Origin of the sequence: Thiomicrospira sp. ALE5, from assembly GCF_900112445.1 — a bacterium.
Taxonomy (GTDB): Bacteria; Pseudomonadota; Gammaproteobacteria; order Thiomicrospirales; family Thiomicrospiraceae; genus Thiomicrospira.
In genome coordinates, this window is record NZ_FOYY01000004.1 from 161641 (window position 1) to 184598 (window position 22958).

Here is a 22958-nt window from a genome sequence, read left to right on the forward strand (position 1 = left end):
ACTGTTGTTTTTAAAGCTTAAACGGGGTTTGGTAAATCAACAAATATGCAATCCATTAAAAATTTTTCCCTTATATGCTCAGCTAAAGCCTTCACACCCCAGGTCTCTGTAGCATGATGACCAGCAGCAAAATAATGTATTTTACCCTCTGCGGCACTGTGAAATGTCTGCTCAGAGACTTCGCCGCTGATAAAAACATCTGCGCCCCAGGCACACGCCTGATCAATCATGTTCTGCGCCCCGCCAGTGCACCAGGCTACCTTTTCTATCTGCTCTGGACCACCTGGAAGATGAAGTAATTGACGATTTAACAAGGCATTAATACTTTGTTTAAACTGCTCAATTGACACTGGACTGGCCAAGCAACCCAAACGCAACAGACCTTCCTCTGGCGTAATGTCTTTTAAGCCTATTTGAGCCCCCAGCACGGCGTTATTACCCATAACAGGGTGAGCATCTAACGGCAAATGATAAGCGATTAAGTTGATATCATGCATAAGTAGCTTTTTGAGCCTATTTCGCTTCATGCCACAAACTTCTGGCGCTTCATTGCGCCAAAAATAACCGTGATGAACAATAATCGCATCTGCCTGATGGGCAATTGCATAATCAATAAGCGCTTCTGACGCTGTTACACCCGTGATAATTTTTTTTAACTCACCAGTGCCTTCAACCTGAAGCCCATTTGGGGCATAGTCTTTAAATTTATCGATAGCCAGATAATCAGCTAAATAATCCAATAGGGTTTGTCGTGCAATCATATCAAACGCTCCTTGCAATGGATCAATTTGAACCTAGCAACCCACTTAAAGCCTCTAAAAGCTGGTCATTTTCGGTTGGCGACCCGACAGTAATGCGCAAACAATTTGCTAACACACCGCCTTGTGAACTCAAGTTTTTAATTAAAATACCGGCTGCCTTTAAACCATCAAAAACCTCAGTGGCACTTGGACTGGCATCACATAACCGAACTACAATAAAATTGGCAGCGGTAGGATAGACTTTAACCCCAGGTAGTGCGGCCAAGGCTTGACTCAATTGGATACGATCATCACAAATCTGTTGCGCCTGCTCAGCTAAAATAGACCAATGCGAAAGCGCAACTAACGCGCTTGCTTGCGTCATGGTATTGATGTTGTAGGGCAAACGTAGCTTATCCACCTGCTCAATCCAGGCCTTCGGCCCTACAAGATAGCCTAAACGTAATCCCGCTAGTCCTACTTTAGAAAAGGTGCGCATCACTAAAAGGTGTGGATAGCGCACGGTATCGAAAATAAAACTATCTTCTGCGAAGGCGTGATAGGCTTCATCCACCACGACCAGGCCTGGTGCGGCTTCAATAATTCGAATTAAATCCTGTCGAGCTAGTGCATTACCGGTTGGGTTATTGGGGTAAGCAATAAACACCAAAGCCGGTTGCTGTTGCGTCATGGCCTCAATAAAGGCATCGACATCTAATTCGAAATCGTCATTCAATGCCACCGAACAATAGTCTGCACCCAAAAACCGTGCAATCATGTCATACATCACAAATGTCGGTGCAATTGACATCACTTTCGCACCCGGTTGATTAACGGCCATAATGATCAACTGAATCAACTCATCAGAGCCATTACCGAACAGTAATCCTGTTTCAGCGGCTAAACCCAAATGCTGATGGAGCGCGTTATGTAGCTCAGTCGCACCCGGGTCAGGGTAGCGGTTCAGACTCAACTCTGCCAGCTTATCCAACCAGGCCTGGCGCAACAACGGCGGCCAGTCATAGGGGTTTTCCATGGCATCAAGTTTCACCATTTTCGCGCTTGGCGGAACATGATAAGCATGCAACGCCTGAATTTCTGGGCGTACTAACTGTGCAACCGCCTGATCGACCGAGCTAAACTGAGCGGTCATATTATTTGCGCAACCGATAACGGGCAGACGCAGCATGGGCTTGCAAGCCTTCACCATCCGCCAGAATTGCGGCAGTACGCCCCAGGGTATCCGCCCCGTCAGGTGAACACATAATCAAACTTGAACGCTTCTGAAAATCATACACGCCTAAAGGTGAAGAAAATCGCGCGGTACGAGAAGTCGGTAATACGTGGTTAGGCCCGGCACAATAATCACCCAAGGCTTCAGCCGTGTAACGCCCCATAAAAATAGCACCCGCATGACGGATTTTAGGCAGCATCGCTTTGGGATCTGCAACAGATAACTCTAAATGCTCAGGCGCAATCAGGTTAATCATCTCGATCGCCTGCTCCATATCCTTAACCGTAATGACCGCACCACGGCTTTCTAATGCCGTGCGAATAATATCTTTTCTAGGCATGGTATCTACTAAACGCGTCATGCTCGCAACCACCTTATCGGCAAAAGCCGCATCTGGTGTCACTAGAATTGATTGGGCATCTTCATCGTGCTCTGCTTGGGAAAACAAGTCCATTGCAATCCAATCAGGATCGGTTTCACCATCACACACCACCAGAATTTCTGAGGGGCCAGCAATCATGTCAATCCCGACCGTACCAAACACCATCCGTTTCGCTGTCGCGACATAAATATTGCCTGGTCCCACAATTTTATCCACCGCTGGAATGGTTTCAGTTCCATAGGCTAGTGCCGCAACCGCTTGCGCGCCACCAACGCAGAACACGCGATCAACACCACATATTGCCGCAGCAGCTAAAACTAATTCATTGACCTCACCCCGAGGCGTAGGCACTACCATAATCAGTTCTTTTACGCCTGCGACTTTCGCCGGTACCGCATTCATCACCACCGACGAAGGATAAGCCGCCTTACCGCCTGGTACGTACAAGCCAACACGATCTAATGGCGTTACCTGCTGACCTAGCATCGTGCCATCAGCTTCTTCATAACTCCATGAGTCCGATTTTTGACGTAAATGATAAGCTTCAACCCGTTTTGCTGACAATTGGAGTGCTTCACGTTGTTCAGTAGGTAAGCCAGTCAGGGCTTGCTGCAAACGCGCTTGCGGAATTTCTAAGTGCGCCTGATCAGTTAAGGTCAACTGGTCAAATTTTGCAGTGTAATCCATTAAGGCTTGGTTACCGCGCTGGCGGACATCCATCACCACTTCTTTAACAACCTGGTTTACACGATCATCGGACACACTTTCCCATGCCAGGATTTGGTCCATTTTGGTATTAAAATCTGCTTCGTTCGCATCAAAACGTCGGATGGCTAGCGTGCTCATGATTATTTACCTATTACTGTATTGAATTTTTCAATTATTTGCTGAATTTGCTGATATTTTGTTTTGTAAGCATGTTGATTCACAATTAAGCGTGAACTAATGTCAGCAATGTGCTCCAACGGTTTGAGGTGATTTGCTTTTAAGGTATTACCGGTGTCAACTAAATCCACAATACGATCTGCTAAGCCAATCAGAGGCGCCAATTCCATTGAACCGTAAAGCTTAATTAGATCAACTTGCTGGCCCTGTGCGGCATAATAGGCCCGAGCTGAATTGACATATTTAGTCGCTATTTTTAAACGATGACCATGCGGACGTTCTTCAACAGGACCGGCCACCATTAAGCGACATTTAGCAATCTGTAAATCAAGTAGCTCGTACAGATTATCACTGGGTGCTTCCATTAACACGTCTTTACCCGCCACTCCTAGATCAGCAGCGCCGTAAGAAACATAGGTGGGTGCATCCGTGGTTCTCACGACTAATAAGCGAACATTAGGCTGAGTCGTTTCCAAAATCAATTTTCGGCTTGTATCCGGATCGTCCAAAGGTTCGATACCCGCTGCCTTTAACAATGGCAAGGTATCTTTAAAAATGCGCCCTTTTGATAGGGCAATCGTAAGTTGATTTGACATAGCTTTCTCAGTAAATTATTAGCTCAGGCGTTGAATATTCGCGCCTAAACGGTGAAACTTTTCTTCAATTAATTCATAACCACGATCAATATGATAAATGTGCTCGACAAAGGTTTCACCTTCGGCCACCAAAGCAGCTAAAATCAAACAGGCTGATGCACGCAGATCGGTTGCCATAACCCTACTACCGTGTAATTTGTCAGAGCCTGCCGTCAGAGCAAAATTATCATTCACTTCAATATGCGCTCCCATCTTGGCAAGCTCATTAACATGCATAAACCGGTTTTCGAAAATGGTTTCTTGTATCGACCCTGGCCCCGTAGCCAAAACATTCATCACTAAAAACTGCGCCTGCATATCCGTTGGGAAGCCCGGGTAAGGTTGCGTTTCAATTACAACTGACTTTAATTGACGATCACGACAATCAAGATGAATTTTACGATCCTCTACTTGAACATCACACCCAGCCTCTGTGAACTTTACCAGCACAGATTTTAGATGGCTGGGCTCAACACTGGTTACGGTAACGGCAGACCCCGTCACGGCTGCTGCAGCTAAATAAGTGCCAGCTTCAATACGGTCAGGAATGACACGGTAATCAACCCCGTTCAACTCATCAACACCCTCAATTACCAGATGTTCGGTGCCAATACCGGTAATTTTAGCGCCCATTTTGGTTAGGAAAATGGCCAGATCGGTTACTTCTGGCTCACAGGCCGCATTACGCAGATGCGTAGTACCTTTTGCAAGCACCGCTCCCATCAGCAGATTCTCAGTACCCGTCACCGTTACTTTATCCATAGTAATGTCGGCGCCTTGAAGTCGAGTAGCTTTGGCATGGATAAATCCATCTGCAATGGACACCTTAGCGCCCATCGCCTCAAAACCTCTAATATGAATGTCAACAGGTCTTGTTCCTATTGCACAACCTCCAGGCAAAGCAACTCGTGCCTCACCGAAACGTGCTAACAAGGGCCCCATCACAAGAATGGATGCGCGCATTGTTTTCACCAAAGAAAAAGGCGCTGTAAAATCCCTCAACTGACTAGCATTAATAGTAATATTCATGCGCTCATCAATCAAAACTTCACCGCCCAGGGTGGCTAACAACTGCAAGCTCGTTGTAACATCTTTTAAATGCGGAATATTAGACAGCGTTACCGGCGTCTTAGCCAAGATGCAACCCATTAATATTGGCAAAGCGGCATTTTTAGATCCCGATATTTCAACTTCGCCTTGGAGTTTAGCGCCCCCTTTTATCAGCAACTTCTCCATCTAATTAGACTCAAGCACACTAGTTTTAATGGACAGCGCATGCAACTCACCCGATTCAAACTGACCTTTAAAAATCTCGTTAACCATTCTATGGCGCTTGATGGGCGCTAATCCTTTAAACTGGGTAGCTTTAACTTCCACCGAGAAATTACAATCGGCGCCCGACATGGTTACCTGACTGCCAGGTAATACTTCATGAATCATTTGCTGAATTTTTTCTGGAGACATTACGCTTTCCTTTTTTTAATGGCGTATTTTAACGCCTTTATGCAACAAAACTAAATTTATTGCGCTCACCAATACCAAAAAAACAAGCGTTATAACCAAACTAAGGCCTACTGATACGTCTGAAACACCGTAGAAACCATAACGAAAGCCATCCACCATATAGAAAAATGGATTAAACATTGACATAAACTGCCAAAAGCTAGGCAACGAATAAATAGAGTAGAAAACGCCACTTAGGAAAGTGAGCGGCATGATTATAAAGTTTTGAAATGCCGCTAAATGATCATACTTTTCGGCCACTATGCCAGCAATTAAGCCCAGCCCACCGACAACCGCCGCGCTAAGTACAGCAAATAATAAAATCCATCCGGCATAATGTATCTGCAAGTCATAGCCCATCCAACCTACCAGCAACACCCCGACGCCAACGGCTAATCCGCGCACAACCGCTGCGGCTACAAATGCCACATATAAATCTAAAGCGGTAAGTGGACTTAGCAAAACAAAGCTTAAATTGCCATAGATTTTTGATTGAATAATACTTGAAGAGGAATTGGAAAAGGCATTCTGCAAGATAGCCATCATGACCAGGCCTGGTATTAAAAACTGGCTATAGCTGATATTGCCAAATTCTAAAATTTTAGTCTCGATCACTGTGCCAAAGATCAGTAAAAACAACAAGGTCGATACAATTGGCGCAAAAATGGTTTGCACGGCTACCGAATAAAAGCGGCGAACCTCTTTGACAAAGAATGTCCATGAGCCATAATAATTCAAGACGTTGACTCCGTGATATTTAAAAACACATCTTCTAATTTTGCATCTTGCAAGCGTATATCCGCCAATGCCACACCCTGCTGCTGTGCCCAAGCCAATAATTGTGCGGTAGTAATCGATTTTGCCAACTTAATCTTAAACTTGACCGGTGACAAGCCCTGCACCTCAAATACATCCGCAGCAAAATCGGCTTGCTGTAGCAGGCCTGCTAACTCAGCCGGCTGTTCAAGCTCTAGCTGAAGGTGTCGATAAGGGTGTCTTGCAATTAGATCCTGGGTTTTTTCCAGTGCAATTAATTGGCCTTTTTGCATGATGCCTACGCTATCACACAGGCTCTCCGCCTCTTCCAAATAATGGGTTGTCAAAATGATAGTATGACCTTGTTGGTGCAGTTCTTTAGCAAATTGCCATAGCGTTCGACGTAAATCGACATCCACTCCCGCAGTAGGCTCGTCTAGCACAATCACTTGTGGACGATGCACCAATGCCATTGCAATAAGTACCCGTCGCTTCATGCCACCTGATAGTTGCTGGGTGTCTACTCCCGCCTTATCGGTTAAGGACAATCTCGCCAACAATTCATCAATCCAGGCCTGCTGCTTGGCGCCCCGCAAACCAAAATAGCCTGACTGCAGGGTTAACAATTGACGGATATTAAAAAATGGATCAGCGATTAACTCTTGCGGTACTAACCCGAGTGCTCGACGTGCCGAAACGGATTCAGTTACAACATCGTGCCCCATGACCTTTACATGACCACTTGTTGCCCTAACTAAACCAGCCATAATATTGATGAGCGTTGATTTACCCGCGCCATTGGGACCAAGCAGTCCAAAAAACTGCCCTTGCTCGACATTAAAACTAATATGGTCTAGCGCTTTTAAAGACTTATAGTATTTAGTTAGCCCGATAAACTCGATTGCGTTCATGCACACGCCTGATTAAGTGGTTGCTGTAGATTATACAATTGGGCTAATTCTTTTGCTGTTGACGGCAGCCCAATTAACTTTAAGTCACTAGACCCTTCCAACCAACAGACCAAACAGGCTAAACCCGCGCTATCAAGCTGATCAATGCCCGTTAGATCGATACGGTTAAAGGGATATTGCTTCGCCTTAAACCAGGTCTGGATTTTAGGCTGCTGGTGAATTGCCGCCAAAGTAAAACTGCCCTCAAGAGTTAAGCATTGATCAGCAAGCTGCCACTGCAAAGCCACTTAATAAAACCCCGCATTACGTTCTCTCATGCCATCAATAACAGCTTGCAGTCCGCGACGCTCAATATCTGCACTATAGGTCTGGCGTAAACTCAGTAATAAACTAATATTTTCCGCCAATACATCATAAATGACCCAGTTACCACTATTTGCTTCCTTGTGAACACGATACGCGATATCAAAATTACTGCCATTTGTTTGCTTAACACGTGTTTGCACAATAACTCTGTCTTGGCCATCTGGGATAGCCGATCCTATTTCAACACTTTCCACATTGAAACGCATTAGACTGCTAGAGTATTGCTGAATAACTGAAAGTGTAAACTGCTCTACAAAATCCTGCTGCTGCTGTGGCGTAGCGGTACGCCAATCACGCCCCACAACAAATCGAGCCATCCGCATGGTATCCACATAGGGCAATAAATTCACATCAGCAAACGCTTTTAGTGCCTTGGGGTCTTGTGCCAGTTCTTCGGCACGTTCCTTCAGCTCATTTAAAACTAAACCTGACATCCCTTGAATCATAACCTGAGGATCAGATTGATCAACACTTGCAGCTTTGGCCACCCCAAAACTTAATAATGCTGCCATCGCAGTAGCTGTTATCCACTTCATTCTCGACCTCCTTCGGTCAAACTAACCATTAATCGTCCAATTAAGTTTTCTAACACCAGTGCTGATTGGGTAAAGTGAATGCGATCACCTGCTTGCAACACCATATCATCTCCACCGACTTCTAAGCCAATATATTGACTCCCTAATAAACCAGAGGTCAAGATCGATACGGAAGAATCCATAGGAATGTCATCAAACTCGCTATAAATATCCATCACAACACGTGCACGATATGACACTGGATCTAACTCAATGCGATCTACACGCCCAATCAAGACTCCCGATACTTTCACTGGGGCACGCGCCGTTAGGCCACCTATATTTGAAAACAGTGCATCAACCTGGTAGGAAGAACGCTCCTGAAAGCCGCTAAAATTACTTACTTTAAGCGCAATAAAAACCGTTGATATCAAAGCGATAAGCACCAATAAACCGACACCTATTTCAAACTTAAGTTGTTTTGACATGCTCATTCCTTTCTCAGGTAAACATTATTGAAGTTAAGATAAAGTCTAAACCCAGCACACCTAATGAAGCATGTACAACGGTTCGTGTGGTCGCCCGACTTACACCTTCTGAAGTCGGAATGGCATAGCAGCCCTGATAGAGTGCAACGAGTGCAATCAACACTGCAAACACTACCGCCTTAATAAAACCATTGATGACATCCGCATGCCAGTCTACATTTTGATTCATCTGAGACCAAAACGCACCCGAATCAACACCTAACCAACCGACGGTAACGACATAGCCGCCAAAAATCCCTAGCGCAATAAAAATCATCGCTAGCATTGGCAATGCAATAATGCAGGCCAACACACGCGGCATTACCACATAGCGCATTGGATCAACGGCCATCATTTCCAATGCTGAAAATTGCTCTGTTGAACGCATGAGTCCGACTTCCGCTGTTAAGGCCGAGCCAGCACGGCCGGCAAACAACAGTGCCGCCACGACTGGTCCCAATTCACGAATCAACGATAGCGCAGTCATGGTACCGACGGCTTCTTCAGAGTTGAATGTTTTAAGAATATGATGACCTTGCAAGCCCAACACCATACCCACAAATAAACCCGCTGTAACAATAATAGGCAATGATAAAACGCCAGCCATATAAACTTGTTTTATTAGCAACCTGATCCGCCAGATCCCCCCTGGAACCAATGGCAATAATTGCCAAATAAATAATGCCATCTGCCCAATACCCGCGAGCAGCATTAAGCTCGAACGCCCAAGACTCGCAATGGCTTTAATCATTTGAAACACTCCATGGTTCAACCGGATAATGGAATGGAACCGGACCATCTGCCCTGCCTTGCAAAAACTGCTGCACATATTCAGAATCTGACGCTTTAAGCTCGGCGGGTGAGCCTTCAGCAATAATGCGCCCTTCTGACAATACGCACGCATGATCAGCTATCGATAATACTTCATCAACATCGTGCGAAACTAATACACTTGTTAAATGCAATTGATCATTCAATGACTTAATAAGCTTTATCAAAACCCCCATTGTAATAGGATCTTGACCAACAAAAGGTTCGTCGTAAAAGATAACTTCTGGATCTAAAATGATTGCGCGCGCCAAGGCAACGCGTCTTGACATGCCGCCTGAAAGCTCTGCCGGCATGAGCTGTTTGGCGCCCCGTAACCCAACTGCTTCAAGCTTCATCTCAACCAGTTTTTCTATCAAACCAGGGGCGAGATTGCTAAAGTGCTCATGCAAGGGAAAAGCCACGTTTTCATAGACGCTTAAATCAGTTAACAGCGCGCCACTCTGAAACAACATACCCATTTTTTGCCGTAACCGATAGAGCTGGCTACGCGACAAGGTTTGAATATCTTGCCCATAAAACAACACTTGACCATGATCTGGCTTGAGCTGACCCACCATTAGCTTCAACAGCGTCGTTTTACCCGTACCACTCGGCCCCATTATGGCCGTAATCTTTCCGGGATAAACACGAAAGCTTAGCTGATGAAAGATTTTTCGCGTTCCGCGACTAAAGCTTAAATTAATGACTTCTATAATGGGAGTTGACAAGTTTTACTCTTTCTTTATTTCAGTTGTAATGTGAACGCTAGGTGCGACTAGTAGCCAAGTAACTCAATCAAACTAGCTAGGTCCGTTAACTGTTTGACACTAACCTGACTGGGATCAACAAATACAGGCATCGCCGTCGTATTTGGCAGACTGGCTTTTAAAACATCAATCAATTGACGCTGCTGTTTAATATTTTCTGGTAAATCATTAAGTATCGCCAAAGGCTGGCCAGAAAACCTTTGATTATTATAGTCCCATTGCCACCCAGATAACACCCATGACTGATCCGTTGGCTGTAACAGGGTTGGGTTAGACGGCGAAGATTCCCATAGGTCAGCATGATTTTCAAAGCATTCCTGTGTCCATCCTTCTAGCAACAGCACACCCAGCCTATCACCCAAATGATCAGACAAGCGTTCAAACTGCCGCGCCGAGTCAGGGCACCAGGCCTGCCACCGCAGGTACAACATATTCTCAGCAAACATTGCCTCATCTAGCATGGTCAAAACAGCTTTATCCCATTTCATCCAATCCCCCTGAGTAGCCATAGCGACGCGGAAGTAATTGAAATAGTAATCAGCACACCATTCTTCAGGCAGGTCATCCGGATAAAATTGTCCTTTTAACACTTCTGACTGCCAATTATCGAAACCGACCGACATACTTTTTAATCGAGCCATACTATTTGACCTACCTTCTTAATAAATGATTAAGATTACTCAATATATTGCCATAAAAAAAACTTATAGGGATGATGCAATCCAAGTATAATAGCAGTCAATATCAGGAAAAAACAGCATCTAGCTTTTTAAAAGATCAGGATTATAACGCCAAATGATTGCTTCTCTCATGCTTCCATCATTGTTACTTGTTTTGGGTCTTGCGATACTTGTTTTTAGTGCAAATTACTTTATTGACGGCGCGGCAAATATTGCACTCAGATACAATATTTCACCGTTGATTATAGGCGTCATTATTATTGGGTTTGGCACATCAAGTCCAGAAATCATAGTCGCCATTATTGCGTCATTAGAAGGTAATCCAGGGCTTGCCATTGGTAATGCAGTTGGCTCCAACATTACCAATATTGGACTTGTACTCGGTATTACGGCACTGATCACGCCCCTGGTAGTCAAATCGTCCTTATTGCGTCGTGAGTTTCCCATTCTAATGATTGTTACCGGCCTTGGGCTCGCACTTATTTTGGATCACAAGCTAAGTGTACTGGACGGTATTCTAATGCTAACCACCTTATTCGCCATCTTGGGCTGGATGATTTACACCAACCGCAATATTAGTTCAAATGACCCACTATCAGAAGACGTCAATAAAGAACTCAATGAAATTCCCAGGTTAAGTAGAGCCAAAGCACTAGCGTATCTTGGTATAGGGCTTGTTTTCTTGATTATCAGCGCACGCATGATGGTATGGGGGGCCGTAGAAATTGCCGAGTTTTTTGGTGTACCCGACCTGATTATCGGTCTAACTATCATTGCAATTGGCACGAGCCTGCCTGAATTGGCTGCCGCCATAACAGCCGCACTAAAAAATGAAGTGGACTTAATGATAGGCAACATTCTAGGCTCAAATTTATTTAATATCCTTGCCGTACTTGCCGTTCCATCGATTCTAGCACCCTCTCTGATTGATATTGAAGTGCTCAAACGCGACTACCCTATTATGCTTCTCTTTACCGTAGCCATGTTGCTTGTAGCCCTGCCTCGTAAAGGTAACGCAGCTATTTCACGTGCTGAAGGCGGCCTCCTTCTTACCCTGTTTGTTGGCTACCTAGGTCTGTTATACTATTCTATTAAAATGATCTAAATTTAAGAGAATAGCTTAATGGACTTAGCCACACGTGCCACTAAAATAAAACTACTCATTCTAGATGTCGATGGCGTACTAACAGACAACCGCTTGTTCTATGGTGATAACGGAGTAGAGTACAAAAGCTTCTATACTCGCGACGGCCATGCCATGGTTTTATGGCGCAAAAGCGGCCTGAATTTAGGTGTGATCACCGGACGCAAATCGCAACTGGTCACGCAACGCATGACCGATCTAAAGGTAAAATATCTATTTCAAGGCGTGCCAGACAAGTTACCTGTTTTTGAGCAACTGTTACAAGACGAAGGCTTGCACGCTGACGAGATCGCCTACATGGGAGATGATATTTTAGACCTACCTATTCTCACCCGAGTCGGCCTCGCTAGCTGCCCCAAAGATGCCGACCCAGAAGTGATTAATCGTGTTCACTTTGTCAGTGAAAAAGTTGGGGGACAAGGTGCTGTTCGTGAGCTGATTGAAATGATTTTAAAAGCTCAAGGTCGCTGGCAAACCCATCTTGACTTCTATCTTCGTTAAGATGTGGGCTATCACGCTAAAAAAAGCCAACAAAACCCTAATGGTGTTGCTGGCTTTAATACTAGCAGGCCTGCTTACCCTCTTAATCAATACCCAGCACACCCACCAACCCTACACTGAGTTAACGCTGACACTTCCAGCAGATCACCAATGGACATTGCAATCTAGCCAAACCTGGCGCATAGACTACAAACAGCCCAACCAAAGCCAGCTTCTTATCAGCCCTCTTACCTATCACTCAAACCAAGCTACGCATTTAAACAATCCGTTATTTATTCGCTTTGGTGAGCAAATAATTAGTGCGCGCGCGCGCGAAGGCAAACTAAAAAATAACCAACTTCGGCTACTTCACCAGGTTGAATTAACCAATCATCCAGCACAAATGGAGCAATCGTGGATTATGAACAGCGATGAGTTATATTATAGCAGCGATACTGATAAAGCTTATGGTGAAGGGGCTGTAAGCTTTACCCATGCGACTCTGCGCCAAACAGGGAGAGATTATGTTTATAATTTGACACAAGACCATTTAACCCTCAAACATGACGTAATAACTTATTATGACTCGACTCCTTAAACATTTTCTCACCACATTTTTTGGCTTAATATTGTTGATCACTCTGGCACCGTCCTTATACGCCCAGTCCACAAATCAACAGCCAATTACCATTGAAGCGAATCAACTTGATGCCTTCGACCAAATTGGAGAGAGCCACTACCAAGGTGAGGTTTTAGCGCAGCGCGGTAATATAACCATTCGCGGCGAAAATCTTGTCGTTTTTCACCCGCAGCGAGTTATCAACCGCTTAGTGACCAACGGACAACCGGCTCAATTTGAAATGCAAAACAACGATCAAGGGCAGATTAAAGGCCAAGCGGAACAAATTGTTTATTACGTTGACCAAGAAATAGCACATTTAATTGGCAATGCTTTTGTTGACCAAGATAGTAGCCAATCCATTCGCGCAGGCCTAATAATAATCGATTTAAACACCATGACAATGCAGGCCAGTGGTAACACACACGCCACCGACCAAACACCGGAAAAGCAAGGGCGCGTAGAAATGATTTTCACTCCTGGAAATCAAAACTAATGGCACATTTCTATGCTCGCAACCTGGCAAAAAGCTATAAAAAATATCGTGTAGTTGAGTCGGTCGATCTCGATGTGCAAAGTGGTCAAGTGGTCGGGTTGTTAGGGCCAAATGGTGCCGGAAAAACCACCACCTTTTACATGATGACTGGCTTGGTACCCCATAATGCCGGACATATTTTTCTTGATGATCAAGACATCAGTGATCTCTCGATTGATCAACGTGCTAGGCTCGGTATTGGCTACCTACCCCAAGAAGCGTCAATCTTTCGCAAACTCACTGTCTACGATAATATTATGGCCATTCTAGAAATGCGACCAGAGCTTACATCTGAGCAACGTAATACTAAATTAAACGAGCTTTTAACCGACCTTAATATTCACCACATTGTAAAACAACTCGGCCAAGCCTTATCCGGTGGCGAACGCAGACGTGTTGAAATTGCACGAGCGCTGGCTATGGAGCCAAAATTCATCCTGCTTGATGAACCTTTTGCCGGCGTTGACCCCATATCCGTTAAGGACATCCAAGCCATCATTAATCACTTAAAAAACAAACATATTGGCATATTAATCACCGACCACAATGTGCGAGAAACCCTTGGCGTTTGTGATTACGCCTACATTCTTCATGCAGGACATATTCTCGCCTCAGGCGCGCCCCACGAGCTATTAGAAAATCAAGATGTTCGCGCAGTATATCTGGGCGACAACTTTAGCCTCTAGCGCTTAGTTTGGATTCGTACTAACCTACCTTGTGTTATACTCGTGTTGGGCCATATATAAAAATAACTTTGCATAAGGAGATTACAGAATGCAAATCAATATCACAGGTCACCATGTAGAACTAACCGATGCGTTACGAGACTATGTCCACGAAAAAATGGCAAAATTAGAACGTCATTTTGACCATGTTACCAATGTGCACGTAATTTTAACGATTGAAAAACAAAACCAAAAAGCAGAAGCGACTGTTCATGTATCAGGACAAGATCTATTTGCACAAAGTGAAACACAAGACATGTACGCGTCGATTGACGGCTTAATTGACAAACTAGATCGCCAAATCATTAAGCACAAAGAAAAAATCAGTGATCACAATCAGAAATCGGGTGGTGTTAAAAGCATGGCCATCGATGCTTAATCTTTCATTCAAACCCGCATTGCATGAAAGATAGAACCCGCTGCTTATTTTCTTAGCAGCGGTGCAATTAAAGAAAACATTACCAGCCCTGTCGCCGTTTAATCTCAGCTAATAAATTTTGACACGCTTTTTCGACCATATCAAACACCTGCTCGAAACCTTTTGAACCACCATAATAAGGATCGGGCACATCTTTTCGCCTGACTTCAGGTGCATAATCAAGTAAATAGCTGACTCGGTGCAATTCTTCACGCGGCCCCAATTCAGTTACAAGCTGGTGATTATACTCATCCATTACTAACAAGTAGTCGAACTCATAAAAATCACTAAAGTCAACTTTACGCGCACGCAGATCAGCCATTGGAATACTCCGCTTTGCAGCCGTTGCCATTGAGCGCTCATCAGGAGGGTTGCCAATGTGGTAAGCATGCGTACCCGCTGAGTCAATTACAATTCTATCCGCTAAGCCAGCCTCATTTACGAGCTTACGAAACACAGCATGGGCCGTAGGGGAACGACAAATATTACCCATGCAAATAAATAACACACCAACTGACTTATCTCGTTCCATAACTCACCTATTCAATACATATAATCAAATTGCCCACCCGCATAATAGAAAGCTGACTATCGAGGATGCCAACAATCCTTCTAACAGGTAAAATATTTGTTTTGAACTATAACCTAACTACTATGCCCTCATCTACCCCTTTCAATGATTGGATCATTTTTGAAGATGATGCCCTATTAGCCATTAACAAGCCTAGCGGCATTCTGTCCGTACCTGGTAAACCGCCTAACCCAACCCCCTGTGTGCAAGATTACTACCCTAACCATCAATCTGGGTTGCTAACAATACATCGACTGGATATGGACACGTCGGGTATTTTGTTGTTAGCCAAAACCAAAGCAGCACATCGTGCCCTCAGTATTGCTTTTCAAAACCGCCAAACCAAAAAAACATATGATGCACTGTGTGCTGGCACGCTATTACAAAAGCAAGGCCGTATTCAACTACCTATGCGTTGTGACTGGGACAGCCGCCCTCGGCAATGTATTGACTTTACACAAGGTCGTCATGCTCAAACATATTGGCACCTTACTAAACAACATCCAGACTACTGCGCAGTTAACCTTTACCCCATTACAGGACGCTCTCATCAGTTGCGCTTGCACATGAAAATGCTAGGCCACCCTATTTTGGGCGATACCCTATATGCAGATCAGACGGCCTGCCAGCAGGCTGATAGACTTTGCCTTCATGCAAGCCAACTCAACTTTATCCACCCAGAATCGTTGAATAATGTTGCATTAACCTGCCCATCAAGCTTTAATTTAACAATATCAAGTTAAATATGATTTAATTCAATCATTAGAAAGTAAAATGTACAATTGAGTGTTTGCCAATGACAAATCAAGATTACCTAGACATGTTTGATACAGATGATGAAAAAGCAGCCGTAGAATCCATTGTTGACGAGATTGATAATGACATATTTAGTATAGAAGATGCTTTGTTAGACGACATCAATTCAATCGAATTAGATCTTGAATCAAGCCAATATACCGACGAACATGCTCATAATCTTGACATGTCATCAGACCAAAGCGAAGTGTCATTTTTATCCAAGAAGCTTGCCGACATGCAACATCAACATCAATTACAACAAAAACACTTCTCGGAACTTTGTAAGAAAACGGCACCTAACTGGCAGTCAACCCTAAAATAATTAGTTCAAGGTAGATATACATGAATAACCCTGACTTAACACAGGTTTACAACGAAACAACACTATTGCTTCAGGATGGCATTAAAACCAATCAACAGGCGACTGAGTTTACACTCCACCTAGCAGAGCAACAAACCGAACAACTACAATCTTTTAAAGAACAACTACAGCAACAACGTCATCAACAACGAGAGCTTGAGTCTAGCATCCAGAGAAGCAATAAGATGGTCGTTGGTTTATTTGTCATCGGCTTGGCGACATTGATTATTGGAATTGGCGCATTTAGTTGGCTAACCTATCAAATACACCAGCAGAATCAGCAACAAAAAATACAATTAAACTATCTAGCACAGCAACTAGAACACATTGAGCAGCAAGCCCTACCAAGCAGTGCGGCTATGCCAACTACACCATCGATTCCAGATCAAGCATCACTAAGTACTGAAACATCAACGCAGAATAATCAAAATGCAACACAAATTACTCAACTTAGCCGCTTAATGACGCTTCACTATGCAGAACATGACGAATCTTTACAGCAACTGCACACCTATTTTGAACAACATTATGCACAACTCAGCGAATCAATAGACCTTGTTTCCAAATCCATTACAACAATGCAGTCAGAGCTTAGCGTTAAGACTGCGCCGAGTGAAGTCGACCTGAGTCCGATCAACAGACAAATTAACGCACAACAACAACGACTAGAACAGATTCAAACGGCGATGAGACAGCTTAGTGGTGCACTCAATGAGCTGGGTAATCAAAACACTCAAAATATTAACAACATACACCAGCGTCTAGATCAACTTGAAGAGAGGATAAATTTAAACTTTAAACAATTAAATGAAGTTTTGTCTGAATCACCCGTCAGAAAAGATTATATTTATCGCAATCCACAGCAATTTAACCCATAAGGAAAATTTTCATGCGTGTTAAAACTAAACTGCTTATTACTGCTTTCATTAGCCTGGGCCTATCCAGTGGTCACGCCAGCTCACTTACTACAACTTCAGAGCAAGCAAGCTATGCCGTTGGTGTCGATTTAGCCAACAATTTACAAGCACAGGGCATTAACTTAGACACAGACGCTTTTTTAACTGGATTGCGAGATAGCCTTACTGGACAAGCACTTAAACTGACTCCTGAGCAAATGCAATCTGCGCTCACGCGATTTCAAGATGAACTTGAAATAAGCCGTAACTCAGAGTTACAGGCCTTGGCCGAAGAAAACCTTGCCAAGGGTGAAGCTTTTTTAGCCGAAAACGCCAAAAAAGAAGGCGTTGTTACGCTTGATAGTGGCTTGCAATATCGCATTATTGAGCAAGGCGAAGGCCCTAAACCAACTAAAGATGATGTCATCATTGCTCACTATAGAGGTGAACTAATAGATGGCACTGAATTTGACAGTTCTTTTAACCGGGGTACGCCTATTCAATTTTCATTGGCTAATGTTATCCCTGGATGGCAGGAAATTATTCAATTGATGCAACCTGGCGCAAAATGGCAGGTGTTTATACCAAGCCAGCTAGCTTATGGCTTACAGGGGGCTGGCAATATGATCGGACCCAATGAAACACTTATCTTTGAAATTCATTTCATTACTACTGCAGCAGATTAAATAAAATTGCTCGGCAAAAAAAAACCCAAGTCGGTCAACTTGGGCTTTGCCATAAAGACAATTAAAGCTCTTTAAGAGGAGTTGTTGTAAACAACGATTTCAATGTTAGTTTAAAAAACTCCCAATATCAAGCTTTACTAATATTAACGTTTGTTAATTCATTTTTTCACCACATTTTCGACCAAACACCAATTAGTTTGAGGTCAGTAATTGGTTAACACGCTTAATAAATGCTGCTGGCTCTGCAAGGGTATCGCCATCTGCAAGTTGGGCTTGCTCTAACAAGAACAATGCCCAGGGTTCAACACTTGTTTGCTCTGTAAGAGCCGCTACTTTTTTCAGTACTGGGTGCTCTGAGTTCACCTCCAATATCGGTGCACTTTTGGGCAATGCTTGCCCCATCTGCTCCATTAAGCGAATCATGTGAGGCGTCATGGCACCTTCTTGAGCCACTATACACGCTGGTGAATCGGTTAAACGGTGGGTTATTTTAACATCAGCAACCTTATCCCCTAATGCATCTTGGAGCTTTTCTACAAGACTTGTACGCGCCTGTTGCTCTTCCTCAGTAACCGCTTCATCTTCATCCGCTAATTCAGCAATATCACCTTGGTTAATCGATTTAAGTGCTTTGCCTTCAAACTCAGTGAGATGCGCAACTAACCACTCATCAATGCGATCTGTTAGAAGTAGTACTTCAATACCTTTTTTACGCAAACCCTCTAGGTGCGGGCTTCCTAAAGCGGCTGCATAGCTGTCTGCAATCAAATAATAAATACTTTCTTGCCCTTCACTCATTCGCGCTTGATAATCAGCAAGGCTTACCGTCTGCTTCGCATCCTGGTTATGTGTTGAACTAAAACGCATCAGACCGGCCAATTTTTCACGGTTAGCATAATCTTCAATTATGCCTTCCTTGATGACTTGACCGAAGGTATCCCAAAAGCCTTGGTAAATGCTTGCATCATCATTTTTTGATAATTTAATCAAATGGTCTAATATGCGTTTAACCGATGCTGAACGAATCTTATCAACCACATGATTGCTCTGCAAAATTTCACGAGAAACGTTTAATGGCAGATCATTCGAATCAATGACACCACGTACAAAACGAAGATAATTTGGCATTAAATGCTCAGCATCATCCATTATAAATACGCGTTTTACATAGAGCTTAAGCCCATAACGTCGATCACGATCATAAAGATCAAATGGCGCTTTGGTTGGGATGTACAACAGCGAGGTATACTCTAGGGTTCCCTCTACTTTGTTATGTAAAGTTGCCAACGGCTTTTCAAAATCATGGGATAAGGTTTGATAAAAGTTCGCATAGTCTTCATCGCTAATCTCTGATTTAGCCTGAGTCCAAAGTGCAGTGGCCTTATTTATCTGCGTCCAAACCATCTCAGTTTGTGGCGCATCAGACTTGCTATCCTCTTTGCTTTCCTGTTCTTGCTCACCCGATTCTTGGGGTATCGGCTTTTCTTCTAACATCTCTATCGGAAAACTAATATGGTCCGAATAGGTGGTTATAATATTTTTAAGGCGGTGAGATGATAAAAACTCATCCATTCCATCTTTTAGATGCAATACAATCTCGGTACCTTTATTTGGTTTACTAATTGTTTCAAGCGTAAACTCACCATCACCTTTCGACTGCCACTCTACGGCTTGATCTATTGCTACACCAGCTTTACGTGTTCTTAACGTCACTTGATCAGCGACAATAAAAGCAGAATAAAAACCCACCCCAAACTGACCAATCAAATGACTATCTTTCGCTTGATCGCCGGTCAATTTTTCTAGAAACTTTTTAGTGCCAGAATTAGCGATAGTACCAATGTTTTCGATGACCTCATCACGGGTCATACCAATACCATTATCACTTAGGGTAATCGTTTTTGCTTTTTCATCAAAGGCTAACTGAATTTTGAGCGCTGACTCCCCTTCACTTAATTGATCATTCGAAACCATTTCAAAACGCAACTTATCTAAGGCATCTGACGCATTTGACACTAACTCACGCAGGAAAATTTCTTTATTGCTGTATAGTGCATGAATCATTAGTTGAAGTAGCTGCTTAACTTCCGTTTGAAAAACATGTGTTTCTTTTTGCATGTATTTTGCCCCAAGTTAATTAAGTAAATCGTTCCACTTTAATAAGGCTCAAATCGTGATTTTCAATAGCAGAATTAAAAAAAGGCCACATTGTGACCTTTTCTAGCCTACTTAATACTAACGACGACAATTAAAAGAATTCGATATCATCCTCGGGTGCCACTGATTGCTTGCTAGCCAAACGCTGTGTCATACGTTCACGCATAATTGCAATGGCATCATGGGTCGTTTTATGTTGGTCAAAAATCAACTCAAACAATTCTTCTTCTTCACGCATCGAGGTGCCTTTACGAACAGAGTCCTTGAAAGACTGCCATTCTTCTTCATTTTTAACGCGCATCTCATGCGAAACAATTTCAGATAATCCGGTTAATCCTTTAGACACATGTTGCAAACGTTGTGACAGCTTATCGTAGAATTGGAAGGCAATAATAGCCTGCTGCATCTTATCAGCCAACTCAGCAGCTTGAGAAGCTAAAAGGTCATGGTGGTCAGCAAATTGAGGATTCGACTCTAATACCGGTTTCAACATATCTGAAACAGATTGAATTTCTTCAATATGTTGCGTCATGAACCTAAAGGTATCAATCAACGCATTCACTGAATGATCACCTTCGGTGATCGTTAATTCAATCTGTGCAATTGACAAATTCAAAATCAAAATTGTTTCTTGTACTTCCTTTGCGCCCAACGCAAAAGGATAGTTTACTTCGTTATTCATACTTATCTCATTTTTAGGCAACACGTTTAACAGAAGCAAGTTTATCTTTGGCAGCACTTTTATGAGATGATACAACACCTGCTACATCTATAATGAGCGCGACCTTACCATCACCTAGGATAGTTGCACCCGCGATGCCAAAAATTTTCATAAAATTATTTTCAAGGCTTTTTATAACCACTTGCTGTTGTCCCATTAAATCATCAACAAATAATCCTGCACGTTTACCGCCCTCTTCCACGACAACAAGCAAGCCCTCACTTAACTCGGTTTGTGCTTGATCTACACCAAATAATGAGTGCAAACGAATGACAGGAATATATTGATCACGCAACTTATAAAGCTCAGTTTGGCCCGCAATTCCTTTAACCAGTTTAGGATCAACCTGAATAGACTCCACAATAGAGACTAACGGGAATACATAGGTTTGCGACCCAACCGATGCTAATTGGCCATCCAGAATAGCCAGGGTTAATGGTAGACGTATTGTAAAAACACTGCCCTTTCCTGCGGTTGTTTCAACCTCAACGGAACCCCCTAAACCTCGAATATTACGACGCACTACGTCCATACCCACACCGCGGCCCGACACATCACTGACAACCTCAGCTGTTGAAAACCCGGGGTGAAAAATTAAATCAACGATTTCATCTTCGGTTAAATGATTGTCTGGATCGACAACCCCCTTTTCAATAGCTTTTTGATAGATTCGTTCAGCATTTATTCCGGCACCATCATCTGTAATCTGAATGACAATGTTGCCGCCTTGGTGAAACGCAGCCATCTTCACAGTACCCTTTTCTGGCTTACCTGCGGCAAGGCGTTTTTCTGGTGACTCAATGCCATGATCAATAGAATTACGCACAATATGGACCAGTGGATCGGTCAGTTGCTCAAGCATCGTTTTATCAAGCTCAGTGTTCTCACCCTCCATGACTAACTCGATCGACTTACCTAGCTTTTGGCTCACATCATGAACGATACGCGGCATGCGGTTAAACGCAAAACTCACCGGCAGCATGCGTATGTTCATGACACTTTCCTGCAACTCACGCGTATGTCTCTCAAGGTGAGATAAGCCTTCTTTAAGCTTGTCAATCCATTCAGTCGAATCAGGTTCCTGCTCAGCCTGTTCGCCAAATTGACTCAGCATTGACTGGGTAATAACCAGCTCTCCAACTAAGTTAACCATCTGGTCAATCTTATTCAAATTAACTCGAATAGAACCATCTGCCTGCGCTGTTTTTTTCGGTTGAGCCGCATTTGCTTTAGTAATGGGTTTCTTTTCAGGTATTACGGGGTTTGTATCAGCCTCGCCAGAAGCTGCTTTAGCAGGTGGTACTGCTACAGTATCTTGAACACTCACTGTCTGCTCAGAACCTGAGGCTAAACCTGCCGCTTTAACAGGCAAAACTTGAATGTGGGCGCCGTCACCATCAATCCACTCAAAAACCTCACTGATATCATCCTCAGATACATCGCCAGACAACATGAGATTCCACTTTAAATACAACTCTTCTGGGTTAAAACTTTCCCAACCTACCATTTCTTCAATTTCAGCGGAAACATCAAGATGACCCAATGTCTGTAATTCCCTAAAGATGCGCAACGGTTCGTTACCCGTTTGAAGTAGATGACGCTCTGGATGTAACATAATATGCCAAGCGTTATTATCCTCATCATTGTTACTCTCATCCGCTTCAGTAGATTCGGGCTGAGATGCGCTAGTCGTCACTTCGGCCACATCACCTGCTAAAAGTTTTTCCATTTGAGCTTGAACACTATCTGAGCGCTCTTGGTCAATTGGTTCATGATCTTGCAACTTAGTCAGCATATCGCGAAGCACATCAACTGCATCAAGCATGACTCGAATTGAATGTTGGGTAACATCACGCTTAAAATCACGCATTTCATCTAGCAAGGTTTCTAGGACATGAGTAAAGCCGGCTATTTCAGAGAAACCAAAGGTGCCACTTCCGCCCTTGATAGAATGAGCAGCACGAAAAATTTCGTTTATTTTTTCAGCATCTGGCGTGCCTTCTGGCAACTCCAGCAGCCCTGCTTCCATAACCTGCAGACCCTCAAAACTTTCTTCCAAGTAGGTTTGGCGAAACACTTCCATCATATCCATGGCATGCACCCTGTAATTTTTGTAATCACGTCTTTAAAATAACC

At 43.5% G+C, this 22958-nt stretch carries 28 protein-coding genes; 10 read left to right on the forward strand and 18 right to left on the reverse strand.

Annotation, left to right across the window (positions count from 1 at the left end):
* Nucleotides 1-17 precede the first annotated feature (17 nt).
* From BM293_RS07535 to BM293_RS07600, 14 genes are read right to left on the reverse strand one after another with little or no spacing between them, the layout of a single operon-like run.
* Entirely contained in the window at nucleotides 18-761 is a 744-nt protein-coding gene (locus BM293_RS07535; protein WP_093448122.1) for a Nif3-like dinuclear metal center hexameric protein, read from the reverse strand.
* A gap of 22 nt (nucleotides 762-783) precedes the next feature.
* Entirely contained in the window at nucleotides 784-1929 is a 1146-nt protein-coding gene (hisC, locus tag BM293_RS07540; protein WP_093448123.1) for a histidinol-phosphate transaminase, read from the reverse strand.
* Entirely contained in the window at nucleotides 1895-3202 is a 1308-nt protein-coding gene (gene hisD, locus BM293_RS07545) for a histidinol dehydrogenase (RefSeq protein WP_093448125.1), read from the reverse strand. Before hisD ends, hisC begins: the two co-directional genes overlap by 35 nt.
* A 2-nt stretch (nucleotides 3203-3204) precedes the next feature.
* A complete protein-coding gene (hisG, locus tag BM293_RS07550; RefSeq protein ID WP_006460601.1) occupies nucleotides 3205-3837 on the reverse strand; it encodes an ATP phosphoribosyltransferase in 633 nt (210 codons plus the stop codon).
* An 18-nt stretch (nucleotides 3838-3855) separates the two neighbouring features.
* On the reverse strand, nucleotides 3856-5112 hold the full coding sequence (gene murA, locus BM293_RS07555; RefSeq protein WP_093448126.1) for a UDP-N-acetylglucosamine 1-carboxyvinyltransferase: 1257 nt from the start codon (nucleotides 5110-5112) through the stop codon (nucleotides 3856-3858).
* Nucleotides 5113-5340, reverse strand: coding sequence for a BolA/IbaG family iron-sulfur metabolism protein (locus BM293_RS07560; protein ID WP_093448128.1), 228 nt, complete (start codon nucleotides 5338-5340; stop codon nucleotides 5113-5115).
* Between the two features lie 15 nt (nucleotides 5341-5355).
* Entirely contained in the window at nucleotides 5356-6117 is a 762-nt protein-coding gene (locus tag BM293_RS07565) for an ABC transporter permease (protein ID WP_093448129.1), read from the reverse strand.
* Entirely contained in the window at nucleotides 6114-7046 is a 933-nt protein-coding gene (locus tag BM293_RS07570; RefSeq protein WP_093448131.1) for an ABC transporter ATP-binding protein, read from the reverse strand. Before BM293_RS07570 ends, BM293_RS07565 begins: the two co-directional genes overlap by 4 nt.
* The gene (locus BM293_RS07575) at nucleotides 7043-7333 is read right to left on the reverse strand and encodes an STAS domain-containing protein (protein ID WP_234968940.1); all 291 of its coding nucleotides are present in this window, start codon (nucleotides 7331-7333) and stop codon (nucleotides 7043-7045) included. Before BM293_RS07575 ends, BM293_RS07570 begins: the two co-directional genes overlap by 4 nt.
* On the reverse strand, nucleotides 7334-7948 hold the full coding sequence (locus tag BM293_RS07580) for an MlaC/ttg2D family ABC transporter substrate-binding protein (RefSeq protein WP_093448132.1): 615 nt from the start codon (nucleotides 7946-7948) through the stop codon (nucleotides 7334-7336).
* On the reverse strand, nucleotides 7945-8415 hold the full coding sequence (gene mlaD, locus BM293_RS07585) for an outer membrane lipid asymmetry maintenance protein MlaD (RefSeq protein ID WP_093448133.1): 471 nt from the start codon (nucleotides 8413-8415) through the stop codon (nucleotides 7945-7947). The genes BM293_RS07580 and mlaD overlap by 4 nt, the downstream gene beginning before the upstream one ends.
* A 13-nt stretch (nucleotides 8416-8428) precedes the next feature.
* Nucleotides 8429-9205 (reverse strand): lipid asymmetry maintenance ABC transporter permease subunit MlaE, encoded by a 777-nt coding sequence (mlaE, locus tag BM293_RS07590; protein WP_093448135.1) that lies wholly within the window; start codon nucleotides 9203-9205, stop codon nucleotides 8429-8431.
* Entirely contained in the window at nucleotides 9198-9992 is a 795-nt protein-coding gene (locus tag BM293_RS07595) for an ABC transporter ATP-binding protein (RefSeq protein ID WP_093448137.1), read from the reverse strand. Before BM293_RS07595 ends, mlaE begins: the two co-directional genes overlap by 8 nt.
* Nucleotides 9993-10039: 47 nt before the next feature.
* Complete coding sequence (locus BM293_RS07600; RefSeq protein ID WP_093448139.1) at nucleotides 10040-10672, reverse strand: hypothetical protein; 633 nt, start codon at nucleotides 10670-10672, stop codon at nucleotides 10040-10042.
* A 154-nt stretch (nucleotides 10673-10826) separates the two neighbouring features.
* Here BM293_RS07600 and BM293_RS07605 point away from each other — a divergent pair, with 154 nt between their 5' ends.
* The 6 genes from BM293_RS07605 (at nucleotide 10827) to hpf (ending at nucleotide 14593) form a co-directional block, all read left to right on the forward strand.
* Nucleotides 10827-11816, forward strand: coding sequence for a calcium/sodium antiporter (locus BM293_RS07605; protein WP_093448140.1), 990 nt, complete (start codon nucleotides 10827-10829; stop codon nucleotides 11814-11816).
* An 18-nt stretch (nucleotides 11817-11834) separates the two neighbouring features.
* On the forward strand, nucleotides 11835-12356 hold the full coding sequence (locus BM293_RS07610) for a KdsC family phosphatase (protein ID WP_093448142.1): 522 nt from the start codon (nucleotides 11835-11837) through the stop codon (nucleotides 12354-12356).
* Entirely contained in the window at nucleotides 12337-12933 is a 597-nt protein-coding gene (gene lptC, locus BM293_RS07615; RefSeq protein WP_143607753.1) for an LPS export ABC transporter periplasmic protein LptC, read from the forward strand. Before BM293_RS07610 ends, lptC begins: the two co-directional genes overlap by 20 nt.
* A gap of 34 nt (nucleotides 12934-12967) precedes the next feature.
* Nucleotides 12968-13450 (forward strand): lipopolysaccharide transport periplasmic protein LptA, encoded by a 483-nt coding sequence (lptA, locus tag BM293_RS07620; protein WP_234968941.1) that lies wholly within the window; start codon nucleotides 12968-12970, stop codon nucleotides 13448-13450.
* Nucleotides 13450-14175 carry an LPS export ABC transporter ATP-binding protein gene (gene lptB, locus BM293_RS07625; protein ID WP_093448147.1) on the forward strand — a complete coding sequence of 242 codons (726 nt, stop codon included), beginning with the start codon at nucleotides 13450-13452 and terminating at the stop codon, nucleotides 14173-14175. The genes lptA and lptB overlap by 1 nt, the downstream gene beginning before the upstream one ends.
* An 88-nt stretch (nucleotides 14176-14263) precedes the next feature.
* Nucleotides 14264-14593, forward strand: a complete 330-nt coding sequence (hpf, locus tag BM293_RS07630) for a ribosome hibernation-promoting factor, HPF/YfiA family (RefSeq protein ID WP_093448149.1) — start codon at nucleotides 14264-14266, stop codon at nucleotides 14591-14593.
* Between the two features lie 79 nt (nucleotides 14594-14672).
* On the opposite strand, the gene BM293_RS07635 is transcribed toward hpf, so the two are convergent.
* On the reverse strand, nucleotides 14673-15164 hold the full coding sequence (locus tag BM293_RS07635) for a low molecular weight protein-tyrosine-phosphatase (protein ID WP_093448151.1): 492 nt from the start codon (nucleotides 15162-15164) through the stop codon (nucleotides 14673-14675).
* 122 nt (nucleotides 15165-15286) lie between these two features.
* Here BM293_RS07635 and BM293_RS07640 point away from each other — a divergent pair, with 122 nt between their 5' ends.
* Genes BM293_RS07640 through BM293_RS07655 form a run of 4 tightly spaced genes read left to right on the forward strand, consistent with a single transcriptional unit; the run spans nucleotide 15287 to nucleotide 17944 of the window.
* On the forward strand, nucleotides 15287-15946 hold the full coding sequence (locus BM293_RS07640) for an RluA family pseudouridine synthase (protein ID WP_093448152.1): 660 nt from the start codon (nucleotides 15287-15289) through the stop codon (nucleotides 15944-15946).
* A gap of 53 nt (nucleotides 15947-15999) precedes the next feature.
* Nucleotides 16000-16323: a hypothetical protein gene (locus tag BM293_RS07645; protein ID WP_143607755.1), complete on the forward strand. Its 324-nt coding sequence runs from the start codon at nucleotides 16000-16002 to the stop codon at nucleotides 16321-16323.
* 20 nt (nucleotides 16324-16343) lie between these two features.
* Nucleotides 16344-17240, forward strand: coding sequence for a hypothetical protein (locus tag BM293_RS07650; RefSeq protein WP_093448155.1), 897 nt, complete (start codon nucleotides 16344-16346; stop codon nucleotides 17238-17240).
* Between the two features lie 11 nt (nucleotides 17241-17251).
* The gene (locus tag BM293_RS07655; protein WP_093448157.1) at nucleotides 17252-17944 is read left to right on the forward strand and encodes an FKBP-type peptidyl-prolyl cis-trans isomerase N-terminal domain-containing protein; all 693 of its coding nucleotides are present in this window, start codon (nucleotides 17252-17254) and stop codon (nucleotides 17942-17944) included.
* A gap of 192 nt (nucleotides 17945-18136) precedes the next feature.
* On the opposite strand, the gene htpG is transcribed toward BM293_RS07655, so the two are convergent.
* The 3 genes from htpG to BM293_RS07670 all read right to left on the reverse strand — a co-directional run bounded on the left by htpG (nucleotide 18137) and on the right by BM293_RS07670 (nucleotide 22914).
* Nucleotides 18137-20062, reverse strand: coding sequence for a molecular chaperone HtpG (gene htpG / locus BM293_RS07660; protein ID WP_093448158.1), 1926 nt, complete (start codon nucleotides 20060-20062; stop codon nucleotides 18137-18139).
* 130 nt (nucleotides 20063-20192) lie between these two features.
* Nucleotides 20193-20783, reverse strand: coding sequence for a hypothetical protein (locus BM293_RS07665; RefSeq protein WP_093448160.1), 591 nt, complete (start codon nucleotides 20781-20783; stop codon nucleotides 20193-20195).
* Nucleotides 20784-20796: 13 nt separating this feature from the next.
* Entirely contained in the window at nucleotides 20797-22914 is a 2118-nt protein-coding gene (locus BM293_RS07670; protein WP_093448162.1) for a chemotaxis protein CheA, read from the reverse strand.
* Nucleotides 22915-22958 lie beyond the last annotated feature (44 nt).

What these genes read in the sequence shown, in the direction of transcription:
- BM293_RS07610 (WP_093448142.1), top strand. Translation starts at nt 11,835, where the DNA reads ATGGACTTAGCCACACGTGCCACTAAAATAAAACTACTCATTCTAGAT.
- BM293_RS07580 (WP_093448132.1), bottom strand. Translation starts at nt 7,948, where the DNA reads ATGAAGTGGATAACAGCTACTGCGATGGCAGCATTATTAAGTTTTGGG.
- BM293_RS07605 (WP_093448140.1), top strand. Translation starts at nt 10,827, where the DNA reads ATGATTGCTTCTCTCATGCTTCCATCATTGTTACTTGTTTTGGGTCTT.
- BM293_RS07650 (WP_093448155.1), top strand. Translation starts at nt 16,344, where the DNA reads ATGAATAACCCTGACTTAACACAGGTTTACAACGAAACAACACTATTG.
- lptB (WP_093448147.1), top strand. Translation starts at nt 13,450, where the DNA reads ATGGCACATTTCTATGCTCGCAACCTGGCAAAAAGCTATAAAAAATAT.
- BM293_RS07640 (WP_093448152.1), top strand. Translation starts at nt 15,287, where the DNA reads ATGCCCTCATCTACCCCTTTCAATGATTGGATCATTTTTGAAGATGAT.
- BM293_RS07655 (WP_093448157.1), top strand. Translation starts at nt 17,252, where the DNA reads ATGCGTGTTAAAACTAAACTGCTTATTACTGCTTTCATTAGCCTGGGC.
- BM293_RS07635 (WP_093448151.1), bottom strand. Translation starts at nt 15,164, where the DNA reads ATGGAACGAGATAAGTCAGTTGGTGTGTTATTTATTTGCATGGGTAAT.
- BM293_RS07645 (WP_143607755.1), top strand. Translation starts at nt 16,000, where the DNA reads ATGACAAATCAAGATTACCTAGACATGTTTGATACAGATGATGAAAAA.
- BM293_RS07600 (WP_093448139.1), bottom strand. Translation starts at nt 10,672, where the DNA reads ATGGCTCGATTAAAAAGTATGTCGGTCGGTTTCGATAATTGGCAGTCA.
- hisD (WP_093448125.1), bottom strand. Translation starts at nt 3,202, where the DNA reads ATGAGCACGCTAGCCATCCGACGTTTTGATGCGAACGAAGCAGATTTT.
- hisC (WP_093448123.1), bottom strand. Translation starts at nt 1,929, where the DNA reads ATGCTGCGTCTGCCCGTTATCGGTTGCGCAAATAATATGACCGCTCAG.
- BM293_RS07570 (WP_093448131.1), bottom strand. Translation starts at nt 7,046, where the DNA reads ATGAACGCAATCGAGTTTATCGGGCTAACTAAATACTATAAGTCTTTA.
- htpG (WP_093448158.1), bottom strand. Translation starts at nt 20,062, where the DNA reads ATGCAAAAAGAAACACATGTTTTTCAAACGGAAGTTAAGCAGCTACTT.
- mlaE (WP_093448135.1), bottom strand. Translation starts at nt 9,205, where the DNA reads ATGATTAAAGCCATTGCGAGTCTTGGGCGTTCGAGCTTAATGCTGCTC.
- BM293_RS07665 (WP_093448160.1), bottom strand. Translation starts at nt 20,783, where the DNA reads ATGAATAACGAAGTAAACTATCCTTTTGCGTTGGGCGCAAAGGAAGTA.
- hpf (WP_093448149.1), top strand. Translation starts at nt 14,264, where the DNA reads ATGCAAATCAATATCACAGGTCACCATGTAGAACTAACCGATGCGTTA.
- hisG (WP_006460601.1), bottom strand. Translation starts at nt 3,837, where the DNA reads ATGTCAAATCAACTTACGATTGCCCTATCAAAAGGGCGCATTTTTAAA.
- BM293_RS07670 (WP_093448162.1), bottom strand. Translation starts at nt 22,914, where the DNA reads ATGGATATGATGGAAGTGTTTCGCCAAACCTACTTGGAAGAAAGTTTT.
- mlaD (WP_093448133.1), bottom strand. Translation starts at nt 8,415, where the DNA reads ATGTCAAAACAACTTAAGTTTGAAATAGGTGTCGGTTTATTGGTGCTT.
- BM293_RS07535 (WP_093448122.1), bottom strand. Translation starts at nt 761, where the DNA reads ATGATTGCACGACAAACCCTATTGGATTATTTAGCTGATTATCTGGCT.
- BM293_RS07560 (WP_093448128.1), bottom strand. Translation starts at nt 5,340, where the DNA reads ATGTCTCCAGAAAAAATTCAGCAAATGATTCATGAAGTATTACCTGGC.
- murA (WP_093448126.1), bottom strand. Translation starts at nt 5,112, where the DNA reads ATGGAGAAGTTGCTGATAAAAGGGGGCGCTAAACTCCAAGGCGAAGTT.